A 20,454-nucleotide genomic window follows, 5' to 3' on the forward strand; every position below is an offset into this window, starting at 1 on the left:
CAACTCGTCAATGTGCCTCGGGCAGCGCCTTGACGCTGGGGCTTTGCGCAGCCAGCTTGCGCCCATGCACCCCGATTCGCGCAGTAGTTCGCAATGACCTGGCTGGCCGAGACCGCCATGCTGAGCCATGGTTGGCGCCGTCTCGTGCTGCTGGTGCTGGCCGGGGCGGTGGCCGGGCTCGCTGTGCCCCCATTGTTCGTGTTGCCGGCGCTGTTCCTGGCGTTTCCCGTCTGGGTCTGGTGCCTCGATGGTGCCGAGCATGGCCGCGGCTGGCCGAGATTGTTCGGACCAGCCTTCACCATTGGTTTTGCCTTCGGCTGGGGCTATTTCACAGTCGCGTTTCACTGGTTGGGCGCGGCTTTCTTTGTGGATGGCGGCGTCATGCTGGTGCTGATGCCCTTTGCCATCTTGGCCCTTGCCGCTTTGATCGCCTTGTTTTGGGGGTTGGGCAGCGCTGGCGCGCACCTACTCTGGTCCACCGGACCTTGGCGCATTGTGACGCTCGCGACCTTTGTGACCGCCGCCGAATGGGCGCGCGGCCATGTGCTGACCGGCTTTCCCTTCGACCTGCTTGGCTATGCCCTGACGCCGACAACGGAGATGATGCAGGCGACGGCCCTTGTGGGCGTTTATGGCCTCACCTTTGTTGCGGCCCTCCTGGCAATGACGCCGGCCCTGATCTGGCCCGCTGACGGGCGCCCGCTGTCGCGGCGGCTGCTTCCGTTCTTCCTGTCGCTGGCGGTCCTGGCTGGCCAGCTTGGTTATGGCTTTAACCGGCTGGCAGGCACCCCGGTCGCCGAGCGTACCGATATCGCTATGCGCCTCGTGCAGCCTTTGGTTTATGAGCATGCCAACTGGGCCCGGGTGGATCCGGCTGGCCTCATCGACCGGCTGCTGATGTTGTCGGAAATCCGGATGGATCCGCAGGACCAGGGTCTTGCCGACATCACGCATCTGGTTTGGCCCGAATCCAGTTTGCCCTTCTTTCTGGCGTCCTATCCCGATGCGCTGGCGCGTATTGCCCGCATGCTGCCGGACGACACCATCCTCTTTACCGGAGCGCCGCGCCAGCAGCTTGCTCCGGGCGCGACCAGCCCATCCGGTCCGCCCTTCAATGCCATTCTGGCGATCAACAGCGATGGTGAGGTGATCGAGAGCTACGACAAGGCTCACCTGGTGCCCTTTGGCGAGTTCCTGCCCTTTCAGGACTTCTTTGCCCAACTTGGTATCAAGCAATTCGTGCCTGGAGCGGAAGGCTGGGGCCATGGCGACGCGCGCCGGCGCTTGCTGAACCTGCCGGGGACGCCGGCTCTATTGGCGCTGATCTGCTACGAAATCCTGTTTTCCGGTGATCTGGGCGACACGGCCAAAGCCCAGTTCCTGTTCAACATCACCAATGATGCCTGGTTCGACGGCTCAATCGGTCCGGCCCAACATGCCCACCATGCTCGGGTGCGGGCAGTGGAAGAGGGGATGAGCCTGATCCGGGCGGCCAATACTGGCATTACCTTTGCCACTGATCCGCTGGGCCGCATCACCGGGCAGCTGGCGCCCCTGGAGATGGCCGCGCTCGATGTGCGCCCGTCCGAACGGCTGGCCAGCACGCCGTTTGCCCAATGGCGCCATTGGCCCTTGCTCGCCGTTCTGGCGCTGGGCCTGCTGATCTCGGTGCTAGCCTGGCGCGCCGAGCGGCCCCGGCGGCGCTAGCTAGGCTCCTAGGTTCGGAGCACGCCGCCGCTGGCTTTGCTGACGGCATTGACCACAGCGGCCGAAACCTTCTCGATCTGCTCGTCAGTCAGCGTCTTGTCGGTAGGCTGCAGCGTCACCGCGACCGCCACCGACTTGTTGCCCTCGCCGACATGGGTGCCTTCATACACGTCGAACACCTCGACGCTGGTGATCAGGGTTTTGTCGGCACCGCGGGCAGCCTTGATGATGGTGCCGGCGGAGACCGACTTGTCGACCACAAAGGCGAAATCGCGGCTCAGGGGCATGAGGCTGGAAAGCGGCAGGGCCGGCTTGGTGCGCGTCGGCTTGCGGCGCGGCTCGGGCAAGGCATCCAGATCAATCTCGAAGGCTGCGACGGGCCCAACAAGGTCAAGCTCGGCACTGAGGGCCGGGTGCAGCTCGCCAAACCAGCCCAGCGTCACCTTGGGTCCGAGCGCCAGGCGCCCGCCACGACCGGGATGGCTCCAGGAGGCGGCTTCGGGCAGCACCTGCACCTTCTCGATATCAACCCCAAGGGCGTCGAGCACGGCCGCGAGATCTGCCTTGGCGTCGAACACGCCAACGGGTTCCGCCTTGCCGTCCCAGCGGCGACCGCTGCCGGTCAGCTTGGCCGTGCCGGTGCGAATGCCAGTCGCATAGGTGTGCTGGCCTTCGGGAGCATCGGACAGGAACACCTGCCCGACCTCGAATAGGGCCAGATCTTCGATGCCGCGATTGGAGTTGCGCCGGGCCGCGGCCAACAGGCCCGGCAGCAGGGAAGGGCGCATATCGGTCATATCTGAAGCAATGGCATTGGCCAGCTGCAGGGTCTCTCCGCCTCCGCCGAAGCGCAGGGCTTCCTTGTGCGAGATGAACGACCAGGTGACGGCCTCGTCCAAACCGCGGGCGGCCAGCAGGCGCCGCGCAATACGCCGCCGGTTCTGCATGGTCGTCAACACGCGCGGGGCCACATGGTGCAGGCGCGGCAGCGGCTCGACAGGCACGGCATCAACGCCAACCATGCGCATCACTTCTTCAACGATATCGGCCTTTTGCGTGATGTCGGGCCGCCAGCTGGGCACCGCGACATCGCGCGTCTCACCACCGCCGGTCACAGCAAAACCGAGACCTTCGAGGATAGCCTCGATTTGGCTGGGTTCAACCGTAAGGCCGGTCAGCCGCTTGACCTCGGAAAGCGGGAATTCCACTCGCGTATTGGGGAACACGTCTTCGCCCGAGATCACAGGCTCAGCCGGTTCGCCGCCGCAGAGCTCCAGCACCAGCCGGGTGGCCAGCTCGAGGCCGGGTTCGGTCAGCGCCGGGTCAACGCCACGCTCGAGCCGATAACGCGCATCCGAGACAATGCCGGTCTTGCGTCCGGTTCGGGCAATCAGGTCAGGATCCCAGCTGGCGCATTCCATCAGGATTGTGGTGGTATCATCAGTGCAGCCCGAGCGCTCGCCCCCCATGATGCCGCCAAGGCAAAGCGGCCCCTGCTCGTCGGCGATCACCGTCATGGTTTCGTCGAGCGGGTGGAGCTTGTTGTCGAGACCATCAAGGCTCTCCCCGGCGCGTGCATTGCGCAGCACGGGCTGGCCCACGATCTTGTCGGCATCATAGGCATGGAGCGGACGCCCCCAGCCCAGCGACACCAGATTGGTGATATCAACCACCGCATTGATGGGGCGCAGACCCACTGCTCGCAGGCGGCTTTGCAGCCACTCAGGGGAGGGGCCATTCTTGATGTTGCGAATGACCCGGCCAGCGAATTTGCGGATGGCCTTGGGCTCGCCTTCGGCGAATCGGTGCGGCAGGGGCGCCAACGGGCTCGGGCCCTTCGAGGCCGTGGGCGACATGTCGGTGCGCTTCAATGTGCCAACGCCAAAGGCTGCCAGATCCCGGGCGATGCCATAAACGCCAGTGGCGTCGCCGCGATTGGGCGTGATCGAAATGTCAAAGACGACACCATTGATGCCGGCATAATCGACATAGCGGTGACCGACGGGTGCATCTCCGGGCAGCTCGATGATGCCGTCATGGTCGCTCGACAGGTCGAGCTCGGCCGCCGAGCACAGCATGCCATTGGAGGCGGCGCCGCGAATATTGCCCACCCCGATAGTCATGTCCTTGCCCGGGATATAGGTCCCGGGGAACGCGAACACGGTCTTGAGCCCGGTTCGGGCATTGGGCGCACCGCACACGACGTCAATCAGCTCGCCGCTCCCCGCATCGACCTTGCACACGCGCAACCGGTCGGCATTGGGGTGCTGCTCGGCCGATACGACATGGGCCACCACAAAGCTCTTGAGCGCTTCGCCCTGATCTTCCACGCCTTCCACTTCGAGGCCGATCATGGTCAGCGATTTGCTGATCTCATCCACGGAGGCTGTGGTGTCGAGATGCTCGCGGAGCCATTCAAGGGTGAACTTCATGATCGCATACCTTAACGGAAGTCGCTCTGGCTGCCGGTGATCGGCGGCAGGGCGCGGGAAATCTTGAACAATTCGACAAGGACCCGGGCAAAGCCGCGGGCATCGTCGATCGCATGATGGGTGTGGGCGATATGGCCGTAGAACTCGGCGGGCAGCTTGCTCATGCCCCAATCGAGATAGGGCGCGCCACGCAGCGTTCCGGCCATAGTGTAAAGGCAGACCCCGCCGCCACGAAAGATCTGCCGGCCCTTGAAGGGACCGCTCAGCACTCGCGTGCCGGCAAACTGGTCGAGATAATGGTCCATCCACAGGCCGTCAAACATAAGGGGGGCGGCAGCAAAGACCTTGGGTCCGGGCAGGTTTTCCACCCAATCGGCAAAGCGCGGCATTACCGTCTCCGCCGGCTCGGCTCCCGTGGTTGCTGCTGCCCAGGCTTCCGGCTGGGTTTGCCACCAGGCCATGGTGGTTTCGTTGGCATGCCGATCCGGGCGCGCCTGCAGCACGGCCTCGAACTCGCCATGTCGCGTCCCATCTGCTTCGACCGCCACGGCCGCAAAGCTCAGCATCGAATTGTGCAGCGGGGTCGGGCCGTCCGACTCAATATCGGTGACGATAAAGATCGGCCGCGCCACCTGATTATACACGGGGCGCCCGGCAGGCAGAACCTCAACCAGCCGAAACTGCTCGCAGACCACCGGCATGTCGGGAGCAAAGCCACCGTTGCGAGCGAAAAAACGCTCATGGCCGGCGCGCCACTCGGCATAGGGGCCCTCGCCTTCAAGGTCGCTGAACTCCGGACCGATCTCATCGAACCGCTTGACCTCGACTGAGAGGGTTTCGATCACCGCCGCCGCTCCCCCCGCTCCGTTCAGTACGACATCGCGCCGTCCGGCCTGGGGTAGGGGTTCCTTGTATGGCCCGAAATTACGCAAGGCGCCGCAGGTTGCCGTCTTCTTGCCGGCAAGCACGAGGGCGAGCAGCTCGTCCGCCAACTCGGGCGAGTCGCCGAAGCTGAACTGGATGGCATCGCGGTAAGGGGGCGGCAGGTCAGCCATACCGTTAGCTCGACAGCCCGCCGAACAAGGTTGGCAGGTCCAGCGGCCGGAACCCATAATGGTCGAGCCAGCGCTGGTCGGCGTCAAAGAACTGGCGCAGATCGGGCATGCCATATTTGAGCATGGCGATGCGGTCGATTCCCATGCCCCAAGCAAAGCCCTGATAAACGTCCGGATCGAGCCCGGCATTGCGGATCACATTAGGGTGCACCATGCCGCAGCCCAGGATCTCGAGCCAATCATTGCCTTCGCCGATCTTGACCTCGTTACCCGAGCGGTCGCAGCGCACGTCCACTTCCATGCTGGGTTCGGTGAAGGGGAAAAAGCTCGGCCGGAAGCGCAGCGTCACATTGGGCACTTCGAAATAGGCCTTGAGAAATTCCTCAAGCACCCAGCGCAGCTGCCCGATATGGCTGGACTTGTCGAGCACCAGCCCCTCGACCTGGTGGAACATAGGCGTGTGGGTCTGGTCGGAATCGTTGCGATACGTGCGCCCAGGGATCACCACCCGGATCGGCGGATCCATGGAGGGCGTGATATAGCTCGCAGAAGGCTTTTCATTGGTTTTCTGCATAACGCGGACCTGCACCGGAGAGGTGTGGGTGCGCAGCAGCTTCTTCACCCCGTCCGGACCGTGCTTCATGAAGAACGTGTCATGCATTTCCCGCGCGGGGTGCCCCTCGGGGAAATTGAGCGCGGTGAAATTGTAATAATCGGTCTCGATATCGGGACCTTCAGCGATGGAAAAACCCATATCCGAAAAGATCGCGGTGATTTCATCGAGCGTCTGGCTGATGGGGTGGATGCGCCCCCGGGCGGTCGGTGCCGGCTGCAGGGGAAGCGTGATGTCGACGGTTTCCTCTGCAAGGCGCGCCTCGAGCGCTTCGGCCTCGAGCGCGGCTCCGCGCGCTTCGATCAAGCCGGCAATTTCACTCTTAAGGCCGTTGATCGCCGGACCCGCCGATTTGCGCTCTTCGGGGGCCATGCTGCCCAACGACGCCAGCAGCGCCGAAACACTGCCTTTCTTGCCCAGCGCGGCGACGCGAACCGCATCCAGCGCGCCGACATCGGCGGCAGCGGCGGTCGCGTCGGTAAGCTCGGCGCGGAGAAGATCGATCTGCTGATCAAGGGTCATGGGGAGATCCGGATTAAGTGAACGCGGTTAGACCAAAACAAAGCGCCCTGCACCAGCCCTTCCGGGTGGCACAAGGCGCAAAGCTGACCTCAGCGAAGGAGAGTCTTAGGCAGAAACGCGGGCGTGGGTGGTGGCTTCAACGCCTTCCAGATACGCCAGGGCTGCCTTGGCCTTTTCGACCAGTGCGCCGAACGCTGCGGGCTCGGTGATCGCGAGATCGGAGAGCACCTTACGGTCAACGGCAATCTCAGCCTTGCTGAGGCCGTCGATAAATCGACCATAGGTCAATCCGTGATCGCGCACGGCAGCGTTGATGCGCTGGATCCACAGAGCGCGGAAGTTGCGCTTCTTGACGCGACGATCGCGGTAAGCGTACTGGCCGGCCTTTTCCACTGCCTGCTTGGCAATGCGGATCGTAGACTTGCGACGGCCGTAGTAACCCTCGGCAGCCTTCAAGACCTTCTTGTGACGGGCGTGATTGGTAACGCCTCTTTTAACGCGTGACATGTGTCAGGGTCCTTTCGAGAGCGTTAGCGGTTGTACGGCATGTACCACTTGACCAGCGATTCATCGCCCTTCTGCAGGATTTTGGTCCCACGATTGGTGCGAATATACTTGGCCGAGTGGTTGATCAGGCGGTGGCGCTTGCCGGCGACGCCGGCCTTGACGCGACCGGTTGCCGTGAAGCTGAAACGCTTCTTGGCGCCCGATTTAGTCTTCATCTTGGGCATTTTGCGGGTCCTTGGTGTTACGAGGATAGACAGAGGGCCTATCGCATTCAAAGACCGCCACGGCATGCCTGAGGCCGGGCGGTCAGCAGAAGCCGGCTCTATAGGGCCAAAGGCGGCACAAGGCAAGAGCCTAGCCGTCACCAGCGAGCAAATTGGGCCGCCTTGAACAGCGCCGGGCGCCCACCATATGTTGGCAAGGCGCGTGATGCCGTTCTTTCTGGGTCCGCGCCAATGCGTTGCTTGTGATCAAGGACGGCTGCATGTCGCGTGTCTCGGTGTTTTCTGCGCCCTTTTTGTTGGGCTTCGACAATCTGGAAGAGCGGGTAGACCGCCTGGCCAAGGCTGCCGAAGGCTACCCGCCCTACAACATAGAGCGTAGCACCGCTCCGGATGGGACTGAACAGTTCCTGGTATCGATTGCCGTCGCCGGGTTCTCACCCGACGATCTGGAAGTGACTGCCGAAGATGGGCAGGTCCTCGTGCGGGGTCGGCAAAAGGAAGATGGCGCGCGTCAGTTCCTGCATCGCGGCATTGCCGCCCGCCAGTTCCAGCGTTCCTTCCTGCTCGCCGACGGCATGATCGTTAGGGATGCAACTTTAAGCCACGGTTTGCTCGTTGTTACCATCGAGCGCCCCCAAGCGCCCAAGATTGCCCGGCGCATTGAAATTCGCTCAATTTGAGGAAAGGGCCAGTTATGTACGAAAAGCGTAACACTGAAAATTACACTGAGACCTTGGCCAATCCGCTAAAGTCTCTCACGCGGGCCCAGTTTGCCGCACTTGGCGGCAGCGCGGTGGCCTATGTACGGCCCGTGGGCGGCGATGTGCTGTCGGCCATGATCGAGGAAGCCGAGTTCAACACTGACGAGGTTTATCAACTCGTCATGTCTGCCGATGGCACACCCTTGCTGGTAACCGATACCGAGGATGCCGTTAGCGAATGGCTCGGCACCCGCAATCTCGGGCTGGCTACCGTCCATTAAAGCGAATCCAGCTGGAAGGCCGGCCGCCAACGGCGGCTCACGCGGCGTAGTTGGTGTCCGATGGGCTGCTTAGAATGGCGTAAAGTTGAGCTTCATCGCCGGCGCGGCGCAACTCCTCGACCACGCTTTCGGTGCGCAACAAGCGGGCCACCCGCGACAGCGCCTTGAGGTGATCCGCCCCCGCGCCGGCTGGTGCCAGCAGCATCATGACGAGGTCTACGGGCTGATCGTCGACTGCATCGAACTCGATCGGCTGGTCAAGCCGGGCAAACACCGCCGTCACCTGTTTGATGCCGGCGGTTTTTCCGTGTGGAATCGCGATCCCGTTGCCCAGGCCCGTCGAGCCCAGGGCTTCGCGATTGGTAATGGCATCAAGGATGTCGTTGCGCTCGAGTCCCGTCAGTTCGGCGGCCCGTTGGGCAAGCTCTTGGAATAGCTGCTGCTTGGATTGCACTCCCGTACAAGCAAGCACCGCGCGTTCAGCCAGAATGTCGGCCAACTCCATCACTATAGCCTTAATCTAGATTATTCTTGGTGCAGCAATTACTCGGGTCTAATTTGCGCCCAATGCCGGATCGATCCAGCCAATATTGCCGTCGGAGCGGCGGTAAACCACATTCAGACCGCCATGTCCAGCGTGGCGGAACATCACAGCCCCGGCGCTGGTCATATCCAGTTCCATGACGGCCTCTTCCACGCTCAGCGAGCGCAGGTTTTTCGTGGTCTCCGCGATCACAGGTGGCGCATAATCTTCTGGAAGTTCCTCAAGCTGATCGCCTGCACCAAATACCGTGTATTGCGCGGTTCCGTCGGCGTCGGGCACCTGGGTGTCGCCGACGCCGAATCCACCGCGCCGATGCGACTTGAGCTTCCGGTTATACCGGCGCAACCGCTTTTCGATGTGTTGCGTCATCAGCTCGAAGGCGGCGATAGCGTCGCCACCCTGGGCGCTCGCCTGCAACACGGCTCCGGTGTCCAGATGCACTACACAATCGGCCAGGAAGCCAGTTCCGTCGGGAGTAAGGGTGAGGTGGCCGTCATAATTGCCGTCGAAATACTTCCCCACTGCTGCGTCGATATGCTCCTCCGCACGACCGCGCAGGGCATCGCCGACATCCATGTTCTTTCCCGAAACGCGTAAGCTCATGGCATCCTCTTTCTTTTTGTTCTCGCTTGATGCGCCGTAGCCAGAGTAACCCTTGGTGGGCCGACTAAATGTGCCACTCCCTGGGCAAGCTGGTTGCAGCCATCACGCACCCAACGCGTAACTTGCCCCCTCGGTTCGAACCTGCCCTATGCAACATGGTCGTACCGGCCGGTTGCAAGCGGACAGGCGCCGGTCTCAGGCCATTGTCGCCAGATCTCGTTTTTGGCGCCGGCGGATCACCGAGGAGGGGATGTTCATACCTTCCCGATACTTGGCGACCGTCCGCCGGGCCAATTCGATACCCTGCTCGCGCTTGAGCATGGCCGCGATCGTATCATCGGACAGCACATCGCTATGCGATTCGCTTTCGATCAACTGGCGGATACGATGGCGTACCGCCTCGGCCGAATGGTCACCGCCGCCGTCAGAAGCGGCAATGGCGGTCGTGAAGAAGTATTTCATCTCGAACAGCCCGCGCGGCGTCGCCAAGTATTTGTTGGAGGTGACGCGGCTGACGGTTGATTCGTGCATATCAATAGCGTCGGCGACCATTTTGAGGGTCATCGGCCGCAGATAAGCGATGCCATGGCGCAAAAAACCGTCCTGCTGGCGCACGATTTCCGCGGCCGTCTTGATGATGGTTTGGGCCCGCTGGTCAAGGCTCTTGGTCAGCCAATTGGCGCTGGCGAGGCAATCTGACAGAAAGGCTTTGTCGCCTGGCTCGCGCGTCCGCTTGGACACGGTGGCGTAGTACACCCGGTCAACTAAAACTCGGGGCAGCACCTCGCTGTTGAGCTCGATGCCCCAGCCACCATCAGGAGCAAGGCGCACAAACACGTCGGGCACCACTGTTTCAGCCGGGCCAGAGTCGAAGGCCAGGCCCGGACGGGGATCAAGCCGGCGCAGTTCAGCGAGCATGTCGAGCAGATCTTCCCGATCGCAGCCGATGGCTCTTTGCAAACCGGAAAGGTTGTGCTCGGCCAGCATCGGAAGATGAGCGAGCAGGCCCTGCATCAGTGGGTCCAACCGATTGGCTTCCCTGAGCTGAATAGCAAGGCACTCAGCAAGGTCCCGCGCGAACACTCCGACCGGTTCACACCCTTGAAGCGCTCCGAGAACAGCCTCCACGTCCGCCAACTCAGCGCCGAGTTGCTCGGCCGTCGTGTCCAGCGGCGCATTCAGATAACCCGCCTCATCCAGTTGCCCGATCAGGGCGCCGGCGATCAGGCGGTCCGAAGCCGTCCGCAAGATCAGATTGGCCTGGCGTTCCAGGTGCTCCGAGAGTCTCGGGCGAGCCGAAAGGAACTGGTCCAGATCGGGTGCCTCGCTCCAATCCACACTGTCGCGCTCGCGACCGCTCGAGACTTGGCCCTCCGATCTGTGCTGTTCGGGGAAAACATCTTCCACGGCCGTGTCGAGGTGCTCCGCAATGGCCTCGGCCGTGGGCAAATGCACCGCGCTGTCCAGTGTGTCAGCAAAACCGCTGCCGGTCTCTGGCTGGTCAGCGGCCTCAGTCATATCCCCCGTCACTGACGCGCCGTCGCCTTCAGCGCGCTCCAGTAGCGGATTGCGCAGTAATTCGGCGTCGACGAACTCATTGAGTTCGAGATGGCTCAACTGCAACAACCGGATCGATTGCATCAATTGCGGCGTCAGCGTCAGGCTTTGCGCCTGCCGAAACTCCAGCCGCGGCCCTAATGCCATAACTGTCCTCACGCCCATTTGCTGCACTTCTGCCGCGCTTCCCGCGTGCAACATGACTCAGTTGCGGGCCAAGGGCAAGTTCCATGCCAAGAAGGCGGTTGCGGTTCAAATGGCGAAATTTTCGCCGAGGTAAACGCGCCGGGCATCAGGGTCGGCGCTGATCGTTTCGGGCTTGCCCTGGATCATCACCTTGCCCCCATGAATCACATAAGCACGATCCACCAGACCCAGGGTTTCGCGCACCGCGTGATCGGTGATAAGCACGCCAATGCCGCGTTGCGTCAACTGCTTAACCAGGCCCTTGACCTCGGCCACCGCGATCGGATCGACGCCGGCAAAGGGTTCGTCAAGAAGCATGAACACGGGGTCGGCCGCCAAGGCGCGCGCCAGTTCCACCCGCCGGCGTTCGCCGCCCGAAAGGGACAAGGCGTTGGCCTTGGCGAGGTGCGAGATCGAGAACTCATCGAGCAGGGCTTCCAGGCGCGCTTGGCGTGCCTTGCGCCCCCGAACATGGTTCTCCAAAACGGCCATGATGTTGCCGCGCACCGATAGGCCGCGGAAAATCGATGGCTCCTGCGGCAAATAGCCAATGCCTAACTGGCCGCGCTGGAACAGCGGCAGGTGGGTAATTGGTCGCCCATCGAGCCGGATATCGCCTGCATCGGGTTTGACCAGCCCCATGATCATGGTGAAAACCGTAGTCTTGCCCGCTCCGTTGGGACCCAGCAGGCCCACAGCCTCGCCCCGCCGCACGGCAATGGAAACATCGCGCACGACGACGCGCTTGCCGAAGCTCTTGGCCAAGCTATGCGCAACCAGCCATCCGGTCTGGTCAATTCGGCCTTGGGCGCGCGTCTCGTTCATTGCGAGGTAAACACGCCGGTGACGCGTCCGCCTTTGCCACCGGTGAAGGTAGACACATTGGTTGCAAGATTGACGACGAGTTCGCCGGCATCCACCGTGCCGCCCGAATTGGTCACCTTCACATTGCCGGTGAGGCGCAGCAGTTGATCGCCCGGGGTAAACACGGCCCGCTCTCCCGTTGCGGTCTGGTCGGGTGTTTCGAGCTTCACGTCCCCCGTGGCCTCAAAGGTCTCGATATCGGTAGTGCCCCCAGCGCCATAGGTGGCAACGACCTTGGTGGCCCAGACCTTCACCGTTGGATGGGTCACCACGACATTGCCGGTAAACACAGCCTCCCGCTCTGCCTCGTTGAGGGTGAACAGGTCCGCCGTGATGGCGACGCGGTCCTGCGCTGCGGCCAGCCCAGACAGGCAAAGCAGCAACAAAATCGATAACAGCGATCGCATCATCATTGGGGCTCGGCTCCAGGCGTGTGGGGCAGGGTGACGTTGGCGCCACTAAATGTCCAGACGCTCGCCTCCGCATCGAAATGCATTCCCGCAGCGGTCAACTCCGTGCCGTCGGCATAGTGGATAACGACCGGGCCATCGCCGGTCAGCGTCTGCGCACTCCAATCAAAAACCGACTGCTCGATCGTGCCGCTGGTGCCGGTGCTGTCACTGATGTCGGACGCGCCCTCGATCCGAACCACCCTTTGAGCTGTGTCCAGAACCGCGCTATCAGCGCTCGCATCGAACACTACCCCATCGGGGCGCACAACGTTGAGGGCGGCGTCGCGCAAGGCGATCTGCTCGGTCGAATTGAGCATCGCCTGCGCGTCGCTCGCCCGCACCCGATAAGCGGAGCCGTCGGACAAGACTCCGGCATATTCGGGTGCTTCCACCCGGATGCTCTCACGATCCATGCTGACTTCGCCGATACTGAATTGATCCAGCAGGCTGGACAGGTAGATCTGCCCTACCAGCAGCAGCAGGGTCATCGCCCCGAGAGCGGGAACCGCAACGCGTAACACGCCCACCATGCGATTGCGGCCCTGCAAGCGTCGGTAGGTGGCAAGGCGGTCAGTGCTCGTGGCGTGCTGCTCCGTCATGGACAGGCCCACGCCTTAACTGTGGGCAAAGATGTCGGTCTCATCCCACCCCAGCAAATCCAATTCGCATCGGGTGGCAAGGAAGTCAAAGCAAGCCCGGGCCAGTTCGGTGCGGTTTTCGCGCCGGAGCATCCGATCGAGATGACGCTTGAGGTCGTGCAAGTAAAGCACGTCCGAAGCGGCATAATCGAGTTGTGCGTCGCTGAGCTTTTCGGCCCCCCAGTCCGAGCTTTGCTGCTGCTTGGAGAGATCGATATTGAGCAACTCACGGACCAGGTCCTTGAGTCCATGGCGATCCGTATAGGTGCGTACCAGTTTGGACGCAATTTTCGTGCAGTAGACCGGACCGGCCACCACGCCAAAGCGGTGCTTGAGCACTGCCACGTCAAAACGGGCATAATGGAAGATCTTGGTCCGCTCAGGATCGGCGAGCAGTCGAACCAGATTGGGCGCCTCGTTGCTGTCGGCCGGAATCTGCACCACATCGGCACTGCCATCACCGGGCGACAGCTGAACTACGCATAAGCGGTCGCGATGCGGATGCAGGCCCATAGTTTCAGTGTCAATCGCCACTTCGCGGCCATAGCGCGAAAGGTCGGGCAGGTCGCCGCGGTGCAGTCTGGGGGTCATGTTGATCTCAACAAACGGATGCAGCATTCCTCTTGGCACAGCATCAGGGCATTGAAAAGGCGAGACCAAAAACCAGAAGGCCGCCCGCTTCACAGCGGCCGGCCTTCTTGAAAAATGGTGCCCAGAAGAAGACTCGAACTTCCACACCTTGCGGTACACGGACCTGAACCGTGCGCGTCTACCAATTCCGCCATCTGGGCAGGCGGGGCGTTGTTAGGGCCGGCGCCGACCGATGTCAACGCCTATTGTTTCAATTCACATATTAGCCCCATCCCAATGCGTCACCGCACCAGTGTTAACTGGCGGTGCATCATCGAGGCAGTTGACGTTGATCATCACCGTTTCGGTGCCGTTTTCGTCTCGGCCCCGCCCGAACGATTCGATGCCGCAGGTTTTGCAGAACAGATGATCAATGGTGTTGGTGTTGAAGTGATAGAGGGTGAGATTGTCCGCGCCGCGGATCAGATTGAACCGGACCGCGGGGACAGGCTGCATCACCCAGCCCAGCCTTTTGCACCGGGAACAGTTGCAGGTCATCAGACTGTCCAACTCGGTCTGGGCCGTGTAACGGACCGCGCCGCAATGGCATCCGCCCGAATAAATGTTCATGTCGGTCATGTTCGCCTCCCTGAAACAAATAGGGAACATCATTATTCTTGTGTCAAGAGCGTGCATCCACCGCCTCTCGACCAATCCCGCGCCTTAGGCTAAGAGCACGGCTAGTTTGTCCTTCCATTGCTGCCGGAGCCTGCCATGGACCCCCTCAACGAAAAACTGGTGACGATCTTCGGAGGCTCGGGATTCCTGGGCACCCAAGTGGTCCAGGCGCTGTCTCGGGCTGGGTATCGCATCCGGGTGGCCGTGCGGCGTCCTGACCTGGCGGGCCATGTTACGATCTATGGCAATGTCGGGCAGATCCAGCCAATTCAGGCCAATCTGCGCCATGCAGCTTCGGTGGCGCGAGCGATCGCCGGTGCAGATGTGGTGATCAACCTTGTTGGTATTGGCGGCGAACGCGGGGCGCAGACCTTCAATGCCGTTCATACTCAAGGCGCTCAGACCGTCGCGGCCGCTGCCAAGGCGGCGAGGGCTTCGGTGGTCGTACATCTGTCGGCCCTCGGGGTGGATCGGGCGGAGCGAAGCGCCTATGCCCGCAGCAAGTTGGCGGGCGAGGCCGCCGTGCTGGCCGCCTTCCCCCAAGCGGTCATCCTGCGCCCTTCGCTGATGTTCGGCGCGGACGATGGCTTCTTTAACCTCATGGGTTCGCTGGCCCGCATGTTCCCAGCCATGCCTCTGGTTTGTGGCGACACCCGCTTCCAGCCGGTTTACGTTGGCGATGTTGCCGATGCAGTGACGCTGGCGGCTAGCGGCAAGGTCAAAGGTGGTCGCATCTACGAACTAGGCGGGCCGCAGGTTGAAACCCATCGGGAACTTCTGACCCGCATACTGCGCGAGACAGCCCGCAAACGCCCGCTGGTGCCGCTCTCCCCAAGCATGGCCAAGCTCCTGGCTCTGCCACTGTCGATCCTCCCCGGCCAGCCGCTGCTGACCAAGGATCAAGTGGAACTGCTTGGGGTCGACAATGTCGTGTCCGAAGCGGCTATCCGCGAGAAGCGGACATTGGAAGGGCTCGGCATCGTGCCGACCTCGATGGATACTATCCTGCCCACTTACATGTGGCGCTTCCGCCGCAACGGCCAGTTCGATCGCAACCTCATCGAAGGCGCCAACGAAGGCGCAACGCTCTAGCCACTTAGCACCCTAAAATATCTTGGCCGCCTTCTCACCTGAGGGGGCGGCTTTTTCGTGCTCAGCATTTTGTTCAAGATATATCTTGAATGCTCTTTTTCGGACCCAATGTAAGCAGCCGGGGCATTGAGATATATCGGAGACACATCATGGCACCTTCTGGACGTGACGGCGAACTGAACTGGCGGCGACTAGAACAGATGGCGCGGCGCTGGGGCCGTCTGGCCTACCAAGCCGATGCGAGCCTTCTGGGCAATGTCGGCGGAAATTTCCGCATCGGCCGCATGCTAGCTTCGGGCGATCTGCGGCTGGTGTCCCTGTATCTGATCGAACAGCAGCCCCGGCACGGTTATGATCTGATCAAGGCCGTGGAAGAGCGCTCTGGCGGCTTTTACGCTCCAAGTCCTGGCGTGGTTTACCCGGCTCTGACCTTCCTTGAGGAAGCGGGCTATGTGACCTCCGCTGCCGATGGTAACAAGAAGCTTTATACCATCACCGATGCCGGCCGTGCCCACTTGGCAGACAATCGCGAGGCGATCGAGGGAACGTTGGCCTTTCTCGCCAAAGCAGGCGAACAGGTGCACCGGTTCCGCGATTTCGCCCGTACCGATTGGCCGTTTGGGGGCGATCGGCCCGAGGGGTCTGACGCTGCCAGCGGCGCGTCCTCCAGCCGCGAACAGGGGGCGGCTGCTGAACACGCATCCGACACCGACATGAAAGGCGTCGTTCCCGACCTGAATGAAGCCCGTAAAGCGCTCAAGGCTGCCATCAAGGCGGCCCGCCACTACTCGCCCCAGCGGCAAACAGAAGCCGCGACTATCCTGCGCCGCGCCGCAGCTGATCTGACGGCTCTCGGCACGCACCCTGATGACGACGTCGACATCTGAAGTGCTAAGCCTGGCCGCTCGGCACGAGCCGGGCGGTTTTTTGCCCGACAAGGATGTGAGCCGCTTCCGACGCAGCCACTAACATGTTAGTGGATTGAGATGCAGCAAGCTCTCATTACCCCTGTCACCCAGCCCCCGCTTGATCGTCAAGCAGCGGGCGAACGGCTCGTCGCGCGCCTCAAGGGCGTGATCCCATCCGAAAAGATGATGACCGACCCGCTGATGACCTATGCGTGGTCCGGCGACGCGTCTTCTTATCGGCTTATCCCGGCTGCCGTTGTCTTCATCAATTCCGAGGCCGATGTGCAGGCAGTAATGCAAGCCTGCCGTGCGGAGGGCCTACCGCTAACCTTCAGGGCCGCGGGCACGTCCTTGTCGGGTCAGGCCGTGACCGATGGGGTGCTTGCAGTTCTCGGCGACGGCTGGCGCAAGCTCGACATCCATCCCGGCGCCGAGCAGGTGACGCTAGGGCCCGCGATCATCGTCGCGCACGCCAACCGTGCTCTCAAGCCCTTCAACAAGAAGCTTGGCCCCGACCCAGCCAGCCAGGCCACCTGCAAGATCGGCGGCGTGGTCAACAACAACTCGTCCGGAATGTGCTGCGGCGTTGCCCAGAACACCTATCACACCATGGCGCGCCTGCGCATTGTGCTCACCGATGGCACAGTCCTAGACTCGGGCGATCCGGTTTCACGTGAATCGTTCCGCCAGAACCGCGCTGATCTGCTCGACGGCATTGCCGCGCTTCACGCCCAAGTCATGGCCGACGCGGAACTTGTTGCCTTGATCCGCAAGAAGTACGCGATCAAGAATACCGTTGGCTACTCACTTAATGCGCTGGTCGACTACCACGACCCGCTGGACACTCTTGTGCATCTGATCGTGGGCTCGGAAGGCACTTTGGGCTTTGTGTCCGAAGTCACCTACAACACTGTGCCCGAGCATCCCTTTAAGTCGACGGCGCTGGTGCCGTTCCCCGATCCCTACGCCGCCTCACGCGCCATTATCCGGCTCGCTAATGGCGGCGTGCATGTGACCACTGGCGTCACTGCAGCCGAATATATGGAACGCCGGGCCCTGGCGACGGTGGAGCATCTGGCTCCCATGGCGCCGCTCCTGCCCTGGCTGACGGATCACTCGCCTGCCGTGTTGATCGATGTCACGGCTCCAGACGCGGAAACGCTCGAGCGCGAAGTCGAAAAGGCCGTAGCGATCCTAGCTGAAGAAAACGCCACTCATATCGATTTTTCCACTGACGAGGCCCGGTCGCACGCGCTTTGGGATATCCGCAAGGGGTTCTTCACTTCCGGGGGCGCAGCGCGGCCGAAGGGCACTTCCATGCTCACCGAAGACGTGGCGGCTCCGATCGACCAACTCGCCGACTTTGTCATCGACATGCGCCAGCTGCTCGATGACCACGGCTACGAAGATGCCATCATCTTCGGCCACGCCCTGGCGGGAAACCTCCATTTCCAGATGAGTGACAACTTCTCCCAGCCAGGCTCGGCCGAGAGGTTCGATGCGTTTTCTGTGGCGCTGTCGCAGCTTGTCTCGATCCGCTATGGCGGCTCGCTTAAGGCCGAGCACGGCACAGGCCGCGCCATTGCGCCCTTTGTGGAAGCCGAATGGGGTTCGCGCGCATACGGCGTGATGCGCCGGATCAAGACCCTTTTTGATCCGGAGAACCTGCTCAACCCCGGCGTCTTGCTCAACGACGACGCAAAGATTCACGTGAAGCACTTGAAGGTGATGCCGCTGGCCGATGAGCTCATCGACATGTGCATCGAATGCGGTTTTTGCGAACCTGCTTGCCCCAGCCACCAGATGACCTTGTCGCCACGCCAGCGCATTTCGGTGACGCGTGAGCGGGCCCGGCTCCGGGCCAGCGGCGAAAATCCGGCACTCCTGGCTCGTCTCGACGATGACTTTCGCTACGCCGGCATTGATACTTGTGCCGCCTGTAATCTTTGTTCCCTTCGGTGCCCCGTTGGCATCGAAACGGGCACAAGGATCATCAAGGAACGCGGTGAGCGCCGTACCGATTTTGCCCGTTCGGTAGCCGGCTTTGCCGCCGATCATACCGGCGCTATTGAAAGCTTCATGCGTGGGGGTGTGGCGCTTGCGGACGCGGCTAAGGCCGTTGTCTCGGCGCCGTTGATTGAAACGGTGACGGAAACCGCCCGCCGGTTAACCGACAAGCATTTGCCGCGAGTTTCGCGGACCCTCAAACCTGGCCCTGGAGCCCCAAAGGCCCCGCCCGTCATTTCCCGCGACGATCCTCGCCGTACCGGTTTTCCCGTGCCCATCGTGCAAGGTGGGCGCCAGCGCGTGGCATATTTCCCGTCCTGCGCCACCCGCATGTTCGGCGCGCCCAAGACCGAGTTCGATCTTCTTGCCGTACCTGACGCCATGCTGGCGCTGCTGGATCGTGCCGGGTTCGATGTTGTTATGCCCGACCACCTGAATGGCCAATGCTGCGGCCAGCCATTCCACTCCAAGGGCTTTCCCGAACAAGCCGTGCAAGTAGGCGCCGCGCTCTTGGACGAACTCTCGGCTTTGCAAGGGGACCTGACCGTCACCGACGCTTCCACTTGCGCCAAGCACCTGCGCGGCGCTCCCGAAGGCGCGCCGGTCCTGGATTCCAGCGAGTTCATCGTCACCCATATCCTGCCGCAGCTGACCGTCACGCAGCCTCTGCCGGTCGTGGCTGTGCATCATAACTGTTCGGCCCAGCGCCTGGGTGAGCAGGGGGCCACGGAGGCGATCGCCCGCGCCTGCGCCAGCCAGATCGCGGTATTATCGTCCGTCACCTGCTGCGGTTACGCCGGCGACAAGGGCTTGTTCATCCCTGAACTCAACCGCTTTGCCAGCCGATTTGCCAAGAACGATATTCCGGCAGGCTGCACGCTGGGTGTTTCGACGGTCTCCACTTGTGCCTCTGGACTCTCCGAGCATGCCGGTATTCCCTTTGTGGGGCTGGCTAGCCTGCTCGAATATGTAAGTCGCCCGGGCGACTAAAGGCGCCACGCGGCCCTCCGCCCCGGCTACCCTGATAAGCTTTGCTTGCCCGCCGCCTTCCCCTTGGATACTGCACGGCGGGCAAGCCATTGGATGATTATGACCCTCACCGCCACTATTCTAAGCCTCGGCCACAAGGGCGAGGGCGTCACCGAGATTGATGGCCGCAAGGTCTTCGTGCCATTGGCGCTGCCCGGCGAAACGGTGGTGATCGAGGCGGACGGCGAGCGAGGCACCCTGCTTGAGGTGCTAGCGCCCGCACCTGAGCGGATCACGCCTTTTTGCCCGCACTTCGGCTTTTGTGGCGGCTGTCAACTCCAGCATCTCGAACGCGCCGCTTACGAAGCGTTCAAGACCGGCATCATCGAAACGCAGCTACGCTATGCCGGCTTGGATGCCAAGGTTGAGCGCTTCATCGATGCGGCTGGGCAGGGACGCCGCCGGGCTACCTTGCATGCGCGGCGCGAAGGCCCTGGGTATATGCGCCTGCGTAGCCACGAGGTTTACCCCATCGATGCCTGTCCTATCCTGGTGCCCGCGCTCTCTCGCGCCCCGCGGATCGCCGCGGCGGTGATGGCAACCCTGGGTGAGGCCGATGTGGCTTTCACCGCCACGCTAACGGGGCTCGATGTGGCCGTTCGGACAGAAAAAAAACAGGCGCGCGCCAAGCGGATCGAGCCACTCGTCAACCAGTTCGGCTTGGCTCGCCTAGCGCTCAATGGCGAACTGGTACTGCAAGCCCAAGCGCCGCTGGTGTCCATGGGTCGAGCTACGGTTGAGCTACCGATCGGATCGTTTCTGCAGGCCACTGAAGCCGCCGAGTCAGCGCTGGCGGATTATGTGCTCGGCGCGGTGGGCAAGGCCAAAAAGGTGGCCGATCTATTTTGCGGTGTCGGCCCGTTCGCGTTGCGGCTGGCTGAGGCAAGGCCCCTCTACGCCGCCGACACCGACAAGGCCGGTATCGCAGCACTCGACAAGGCGCGCCGCTACGCCAAAGGTCTGCGGGAGATCACTGCCAAGGCTCGCGACCTATTCCGCGATCCCCTGACGCAGTTCGAACTCAACGAGTTCGATGCGGTGGTGCTTGATCCGCCCCGCGCCGGGGCCGAGGCGCAGGTGCGCGAGCTCAGTAACTCCAAGCTCAGAGTGGTGGTGATGGTCTCTTGTGACGCGCGCAGTTTCGCTCGGGACGCAGCGCTGCTGATCGGCGCCGGATTTACTATGAGCGACCTTGTTGCGGTGGATCAGTTCACCCAATCCACCCATGTCGAGATTGCTGCCACTTTCCGGCGCCAATAGGGGTCTATCAAGCAACCGCCTGAG

19 protein-coding genes, 1 tRNA gene and 1 pseudogene are annotated in these 20,454 nt (G+C 62.1%); 7 read left to right on the forward strand and 14 right to left on the reverse strand.

Translation table 11 applies throughout. The features are described 5' to 3' along the window. Positions 1 to 93: 93 nt before the first annotated feature. Complete coding sequence (lnt, locus tag ELX51_RS19485; protein WP_127755052.1) at positions 94 to 1,707, forward strand: apolipoprotein N-acyltransferase; 1,614 nt, start codon at positions 94 to 96, stop codon at positions 1,705 to 1,707. An 8-nt stretch (positions 1,708 to 1,715) separates the two neighbouring features. Here lnt and pheT read toward each other — a convergent pair whose 3' ends face one another. The 5 genes from pheT to rpmI form a co-directional block, all read right to left on the reverse strand. Next, positions 1,716 to 4,139, reverse strand: coding sequence for a phenylalanine--tRNA ligase subunit beta (pheT, locus tag ELX51_RS19490; protein WP_127755053.1), 2,424 nt, complete (start codon positions 4,137 to 4,139; stop codon positions 1,716 to 1,718). Between the two features lie 11 nt (positions 4,140 to 4,150). Further along, on the reverse strand, positions 4,151 to 5,194 hold the full coding sequence (locus tag ELX51_RS20520; RefSeq protein ID WP_206524673.1) for an ASCH domain-containing protein: 1,044 nt from the start codon (positions 5,192 to 5,194) through the stop codon (positions 4,151 to 4,153). A gap of 4 nt (positions 5,195 to 5,198) precedes the next feature. Beyond that, positions 5,199 to 6,329 (reverse strand): phenylalanine--tRNA ligase subunit alpha, encoded by a 1,131-nt coding sequence (pheS, locus tag ELX51_RS19500; protein WP_127755054.1) that lies wholly within the window; start codon positions 6,327 to 6,329, stop codon positions 5,199 to 5,201. A 105-nt stretch (positions 6,330 to 6,434) separates the two neighbouring features. Further along, on the reverse strand, positions 6,435 to 6,836 hold the full coding sequence (rplT, locus tag ELX51_RS19505; RefSeq protein WP_127755055.1) for a 50S ribosomal protein L20: 402 nt from the start codon (positions 6,834 to 6,836) through the stop codon (positions 6,435 to 6,437). Between the two features lie 23 nt (positions 6,837 to 6,859). Then, complete coding sequence (rpmI, locus tag ELX51_RS19510) at positions 6,860 to 7,060, reverse strand: 50S ribosomal protein L35 (protein ID WP_127755056.1); 201 nt, start codon at positions 7,058 to 7,060, stop codon at positions 6,860 to 6,862. A 260-nt stretch (positions 7,061 to 7,320) separates the two neighbouring features. Here rpmI and ELX51_RS19515 point away from each other — a divergent pair, with 260 nt between their 5' ends. After that, on the forward strand, positions 7,321 to 7,740 hold the full coding sequence (locus ELX51_RS19515) for an Hsp20 family protein (RefSeq protein WP_127755394.1): 420 nt from the start codon (positions 7,321 to 7,323) through the stop codon (positions 7,738 to 7,740). A gap of 14 nt (positions 7,741 to 7,754) precedes the next feature. Continuing rightward, positions 7,755 to 8,042 carry a DUF1150 family protein gene (locus tag ELX51_RS19520; protein WP_127755057.1) on the forward strand — a complete coding sequence of 96 codons (288 nt, stop codon included), beginning with the start codon at positions 7,755 to 7,757 and terminating at the stop codon, positions 8,040 to 8,042. A gap of 37 nt (positions 8,043 to 8,079) precedes the next feature. Here the strand turns inward: ELX51_RS19520 and ptsN are convergent, their stop codons facing one another. From ptsN to ELX51_RS19565, 9 genes and pseudogenes are all read right to left on the reverse strand, one after another. Further along, positions 8,080 to 8,547, reverse strand: a complete 468-nt coding sequence (gene ptsN, locus ELX51_RS19525; RefSeq protein WP_127755058.1) for a PTS IIA-like nitrogen regulatory protein PtsN — start codon at positions 8,545 to 8,547, stop codon at positions 8,080 to 8,082. Between the two features lie 48 nt (positions 8,548 to 8,595). Next, positions 8,596 to 9,189, reverse strand: a complete 594-nt coding sequence (gene raiA, locus ELX51_RS19530) for a ribosome-associated translation inhibitor RaiA (RefSeq protein ID WP_127755059.1) — start codon at positions 9,187 to 9,189, stop codon at positions 8,596 to 8,598. 195 nt (positions 9,190 to 9,384) lie between these two features. Further along, complete coding sequence (gene rpoN, locus ELX51_RS19535) at positions 9,385 to 10,893, reverse strand: RNA polymerase factor sigma-54 (RefSeq protein ID WP_127755060.1); 1,509 nt, start codon at positions 10,891 to 10,893, stop codon at positions 9,385 to 9,387. A 105-nt stretch (positions 10,894 to 10,998) separates the two neighbouring features. After that, positions 10,999 to 11,718: pseudogene (gene lptB / locus ELX51_RS19540) on the reverse strand (LPS export ABC transporter ATP-binding protein); the annotation flags it as partial. Between the two features lie 35 nt (positions 11,719 to 11,753). Continuing rightward, positions 11,754 to 12,209, reverse strand: a complete 456-nt coding sequence (locus ELX51_RS19545; RefSeq protein WP_127755062.1) for an LptA/OstA family protein — start codon at positions 12,207 to 12,209, stop codon at positions 11,754 to 11,756. Continuing rightward, entirely contained in the window at positions 12,206 to 12,847 is a 642-nt protein-coding gene (locus tag ELX51_RS19550) for a hypothetical protein (protein ID WP_127755063.1), read from the reverse strand. The genes ELX51_RS19545 and ELX51_RS19550 overlap by 4 nt, the downstream gene beginning before the upstream one ends. Positions 12,848 to 12,862: 15 nt before the next feature. Further along, positions 12,863 to 13,477, reverse strand: a complete 615-nt coding sequence (locus tag ELX51_RS19555) for a ribonuclease H-like domain-containing protein (RefSeq protein WP_127755064.1) — start codon at positions 13,475 to 13,477, stop codon at positions 12,863 to 12,865. A 115-nt stretch (positions 13,478 to 13,592) separates the two neighbouring features. Continuing rightward, positions 13,593 to 13,677 (reverse strand) — tRNA-Leu (locus ELX51_RS19560). Positions 13,678 to 13,732: 55 nt separating this feature from the next. Then, the gene (locus tag ELX51_RS19565; protein ID WP_248305199.1) at positions 13,733 to 14,095 is read right to left on the reverse strand and encodes a GFA family protein; all 363 of its coding nucleotides are present in this window, start codon (positions 14,093 to 14,095) and stop codon (positions 13,733 to 13,735) included. Between the two features lie 135 nt (positions 14,096 to 14,230). On the opposite strand from ELX51_RS19565, the gene ELX51_RS19570 reads away from it, so the two are divergent. The 4 genes from ELX51_RS19570 to ELX51_RS19585 all read left to right on the forward strand — a co-directional run bounded on the left by ELX51_RS19570 (position 14,231) and on the right by ELX51_RS19585 (position 20,430). Beyond that, the gene (locus ELX51_RS19570) at positions 14,231 to 15,226 is read left to right on the forward strand and encodes a complex I NDUFA9 subunit family protein (protein ID WP_127755065.1); all 996 of its coding nucleotides are present in this window, start codon (positions 14,231 to 14,233) and stop codon (positions 15,224 to 15,226) included. Between the two features lie 149 nt (positions 15,227 to 15,375). Further along, positions 15,376 to 16,113 (forward strand): PadR family transcriptional regulator, encoded by a 738-nt coding sequence (locus tag ELX51_RS19575; RefSeq protein ID WP_127755066.1) that lies wholly within the window; start codon positions 15,376 to 15,378, stop codon positions 16,111 to 16,113. Between the two features lie 99 nt (positions 16,114 to 16,212). Further along, positions 16,213 to 19,131 carry an FAD-binding and (Fe-S)-binding domain-containing protein gene (locus ELX51_RS19580; RefSeq protein ID WP_127755067.1) on the forward strand — a complete coding sequence of 973 codons (2,919 nt, stop codon included), beginning with the start codon at positions 16,213 to 16,215 and terminating at the stop codon, positions 19,129 to 19,131. Between the two features lie 99 nt (positions 19,132 to 19,230). Further along, complete coding sequence (locus ELX51_RS19585; RefSeq protein WP_127755068.1) at positions 19,231 to 20,430, forward strand: TRAM domain-containing protein; 1,200 nt, start codon at positions 19,231 to 19,233, stop codon at positions 20,428 to 20,430. Positions 20,431 to 20,454 lie beyond the last annotated feature (24 nt).

The organism is Devosia sp. 1566, assembly GCF_004005995.1.
Lineage (GTDB): Bacteria > Pseudomonadota > Alphaproteobacteria > Rhizobiales > Devosiaceae > Devosia.

Coding starts and splice junctions, on each gene's coding strand:
- lnt (WP_127755052.1), top strand. CDS start 94: ATGACCTGGCTGGCCGAGACCGCCATGCTGAGCCATGGTTGGCGCCGT.
- pheT (WP_127755053.1), bottom strand. CDS start 4,139: ATGAAGTTCACCCTTGAATGGCTCCGCGAGCATCTCGACACCACAGCC.
- ELX51_RS20520 (WP_206524673.1), bottom strand. CDS start 5,194: ATGGCTGACCTGCCGCCCCCTTACCGCGATGCCATCCAGTTCAGCTTC.
- pheS (WP_127755054.1), bottom strand. CDS start 6,329: ATGACCCTTGATCAGCAGATCGATCTTCTCCGCGCCGAGCTTACCGAC.
- rplT (WP_127755055.1), bottom strand. CDS start 6,836: ATGTCACGCGTTAAAAGAGGCGTTACCAATCACGCCCGTCACAAGAAG.
- rpmI (WP_127755056.1), bottom strand. CDS start 7,060: ATGCCCAAGATGAAGACTAAATCGGGCGCCAAGAAGCGTTTCAGCTTC.
- ELX51_RS19515 (WP_127755394.1), top strand. CDS start 7,321: ATGTCGCGTGTCTCGGTGTTTTCTGCGCCCTTTTTGTTGGGCTTCGAC.
- ELX51_RS19520 (WP_127755057.1), top strand. CDS start 7,755: ATGTACGAAAAGCGTAACACTGAAAATTACACTGAGACCTTGGCCAAT.
- ptsN (WP_127755058.1), bottom strand. CDS start 8,547: ATGGAGTTGGCCGACATTCTGGCTGAACGCGCGGTGCTTGCTTGTACG.
- raiA (WP_127755059.1), bottom strand. CDS start 9,189: ATGAGCTTACGCGTTTCGGGAAAGAACATGGATGTCGGCGATGCCCTG.
- rpoN (WP_127755060.1), bottom strand. CDS start 10,893: ATGGCATTAGGGCCGCGGCTGGAGTTTCGGCAGGCGCAAAGCCTGACG.
- ELX51_RS19545 (WP_127755062.1), bottom strand. CDS start 12,209: ATGATGATGCGATCGCTGTTATCGATTTTGTTGCTGCTTTGCCTGTCT.
- ELX51_RS19550 (WP_127755063.1), bottom strand. CDS start 12,847: ATGACGGAGCAGCACGCCACGAGCACTGACCGCCTTGCCACCTACCGA.
- ELX51_RS19555 (WP_127755064.1), bottom strand. CDS start 13,477: ATGACCCCCAGACTGCACCGCGGCGACCTGCCCGACCTTTCGCGCTAT.
- ELX51_RS19565 (WP_248305199.1), bottom strand. CDS start 14,095: ATGACCGACATGAACATTTATTCGGGCGGATGCCATTGCGGCGCGGTC.
- ELX51_RS19570 (WP_127755065.1), top strand. CDS start 14,231: ATGGACCCCCTCAACGAAAAACTGGTGACGATCTTCGGAGGCTCGGGA.
- ELX51_RS19575 (WP_127755066.1), top strand. CDS start 15,376: ATGGCACCTTCTGGACGTGACGGCGAACTGAACTGGCGGCGACTAGAA.
- ELX51_RS19580 (WP_127755067.1), top strand. CDS start 16,213: ATGCAGCAAGCTCTCATTACCCCTGTCACCCAGCCCCCGCTTGATCGT.
- ELX51_RS19585 (WP_127755068.1), top strand. CDS start 19,231: ATGACCCTCACCGCCACTATTCTAAGCCTCGGCCACAAGGGCGAGGGC.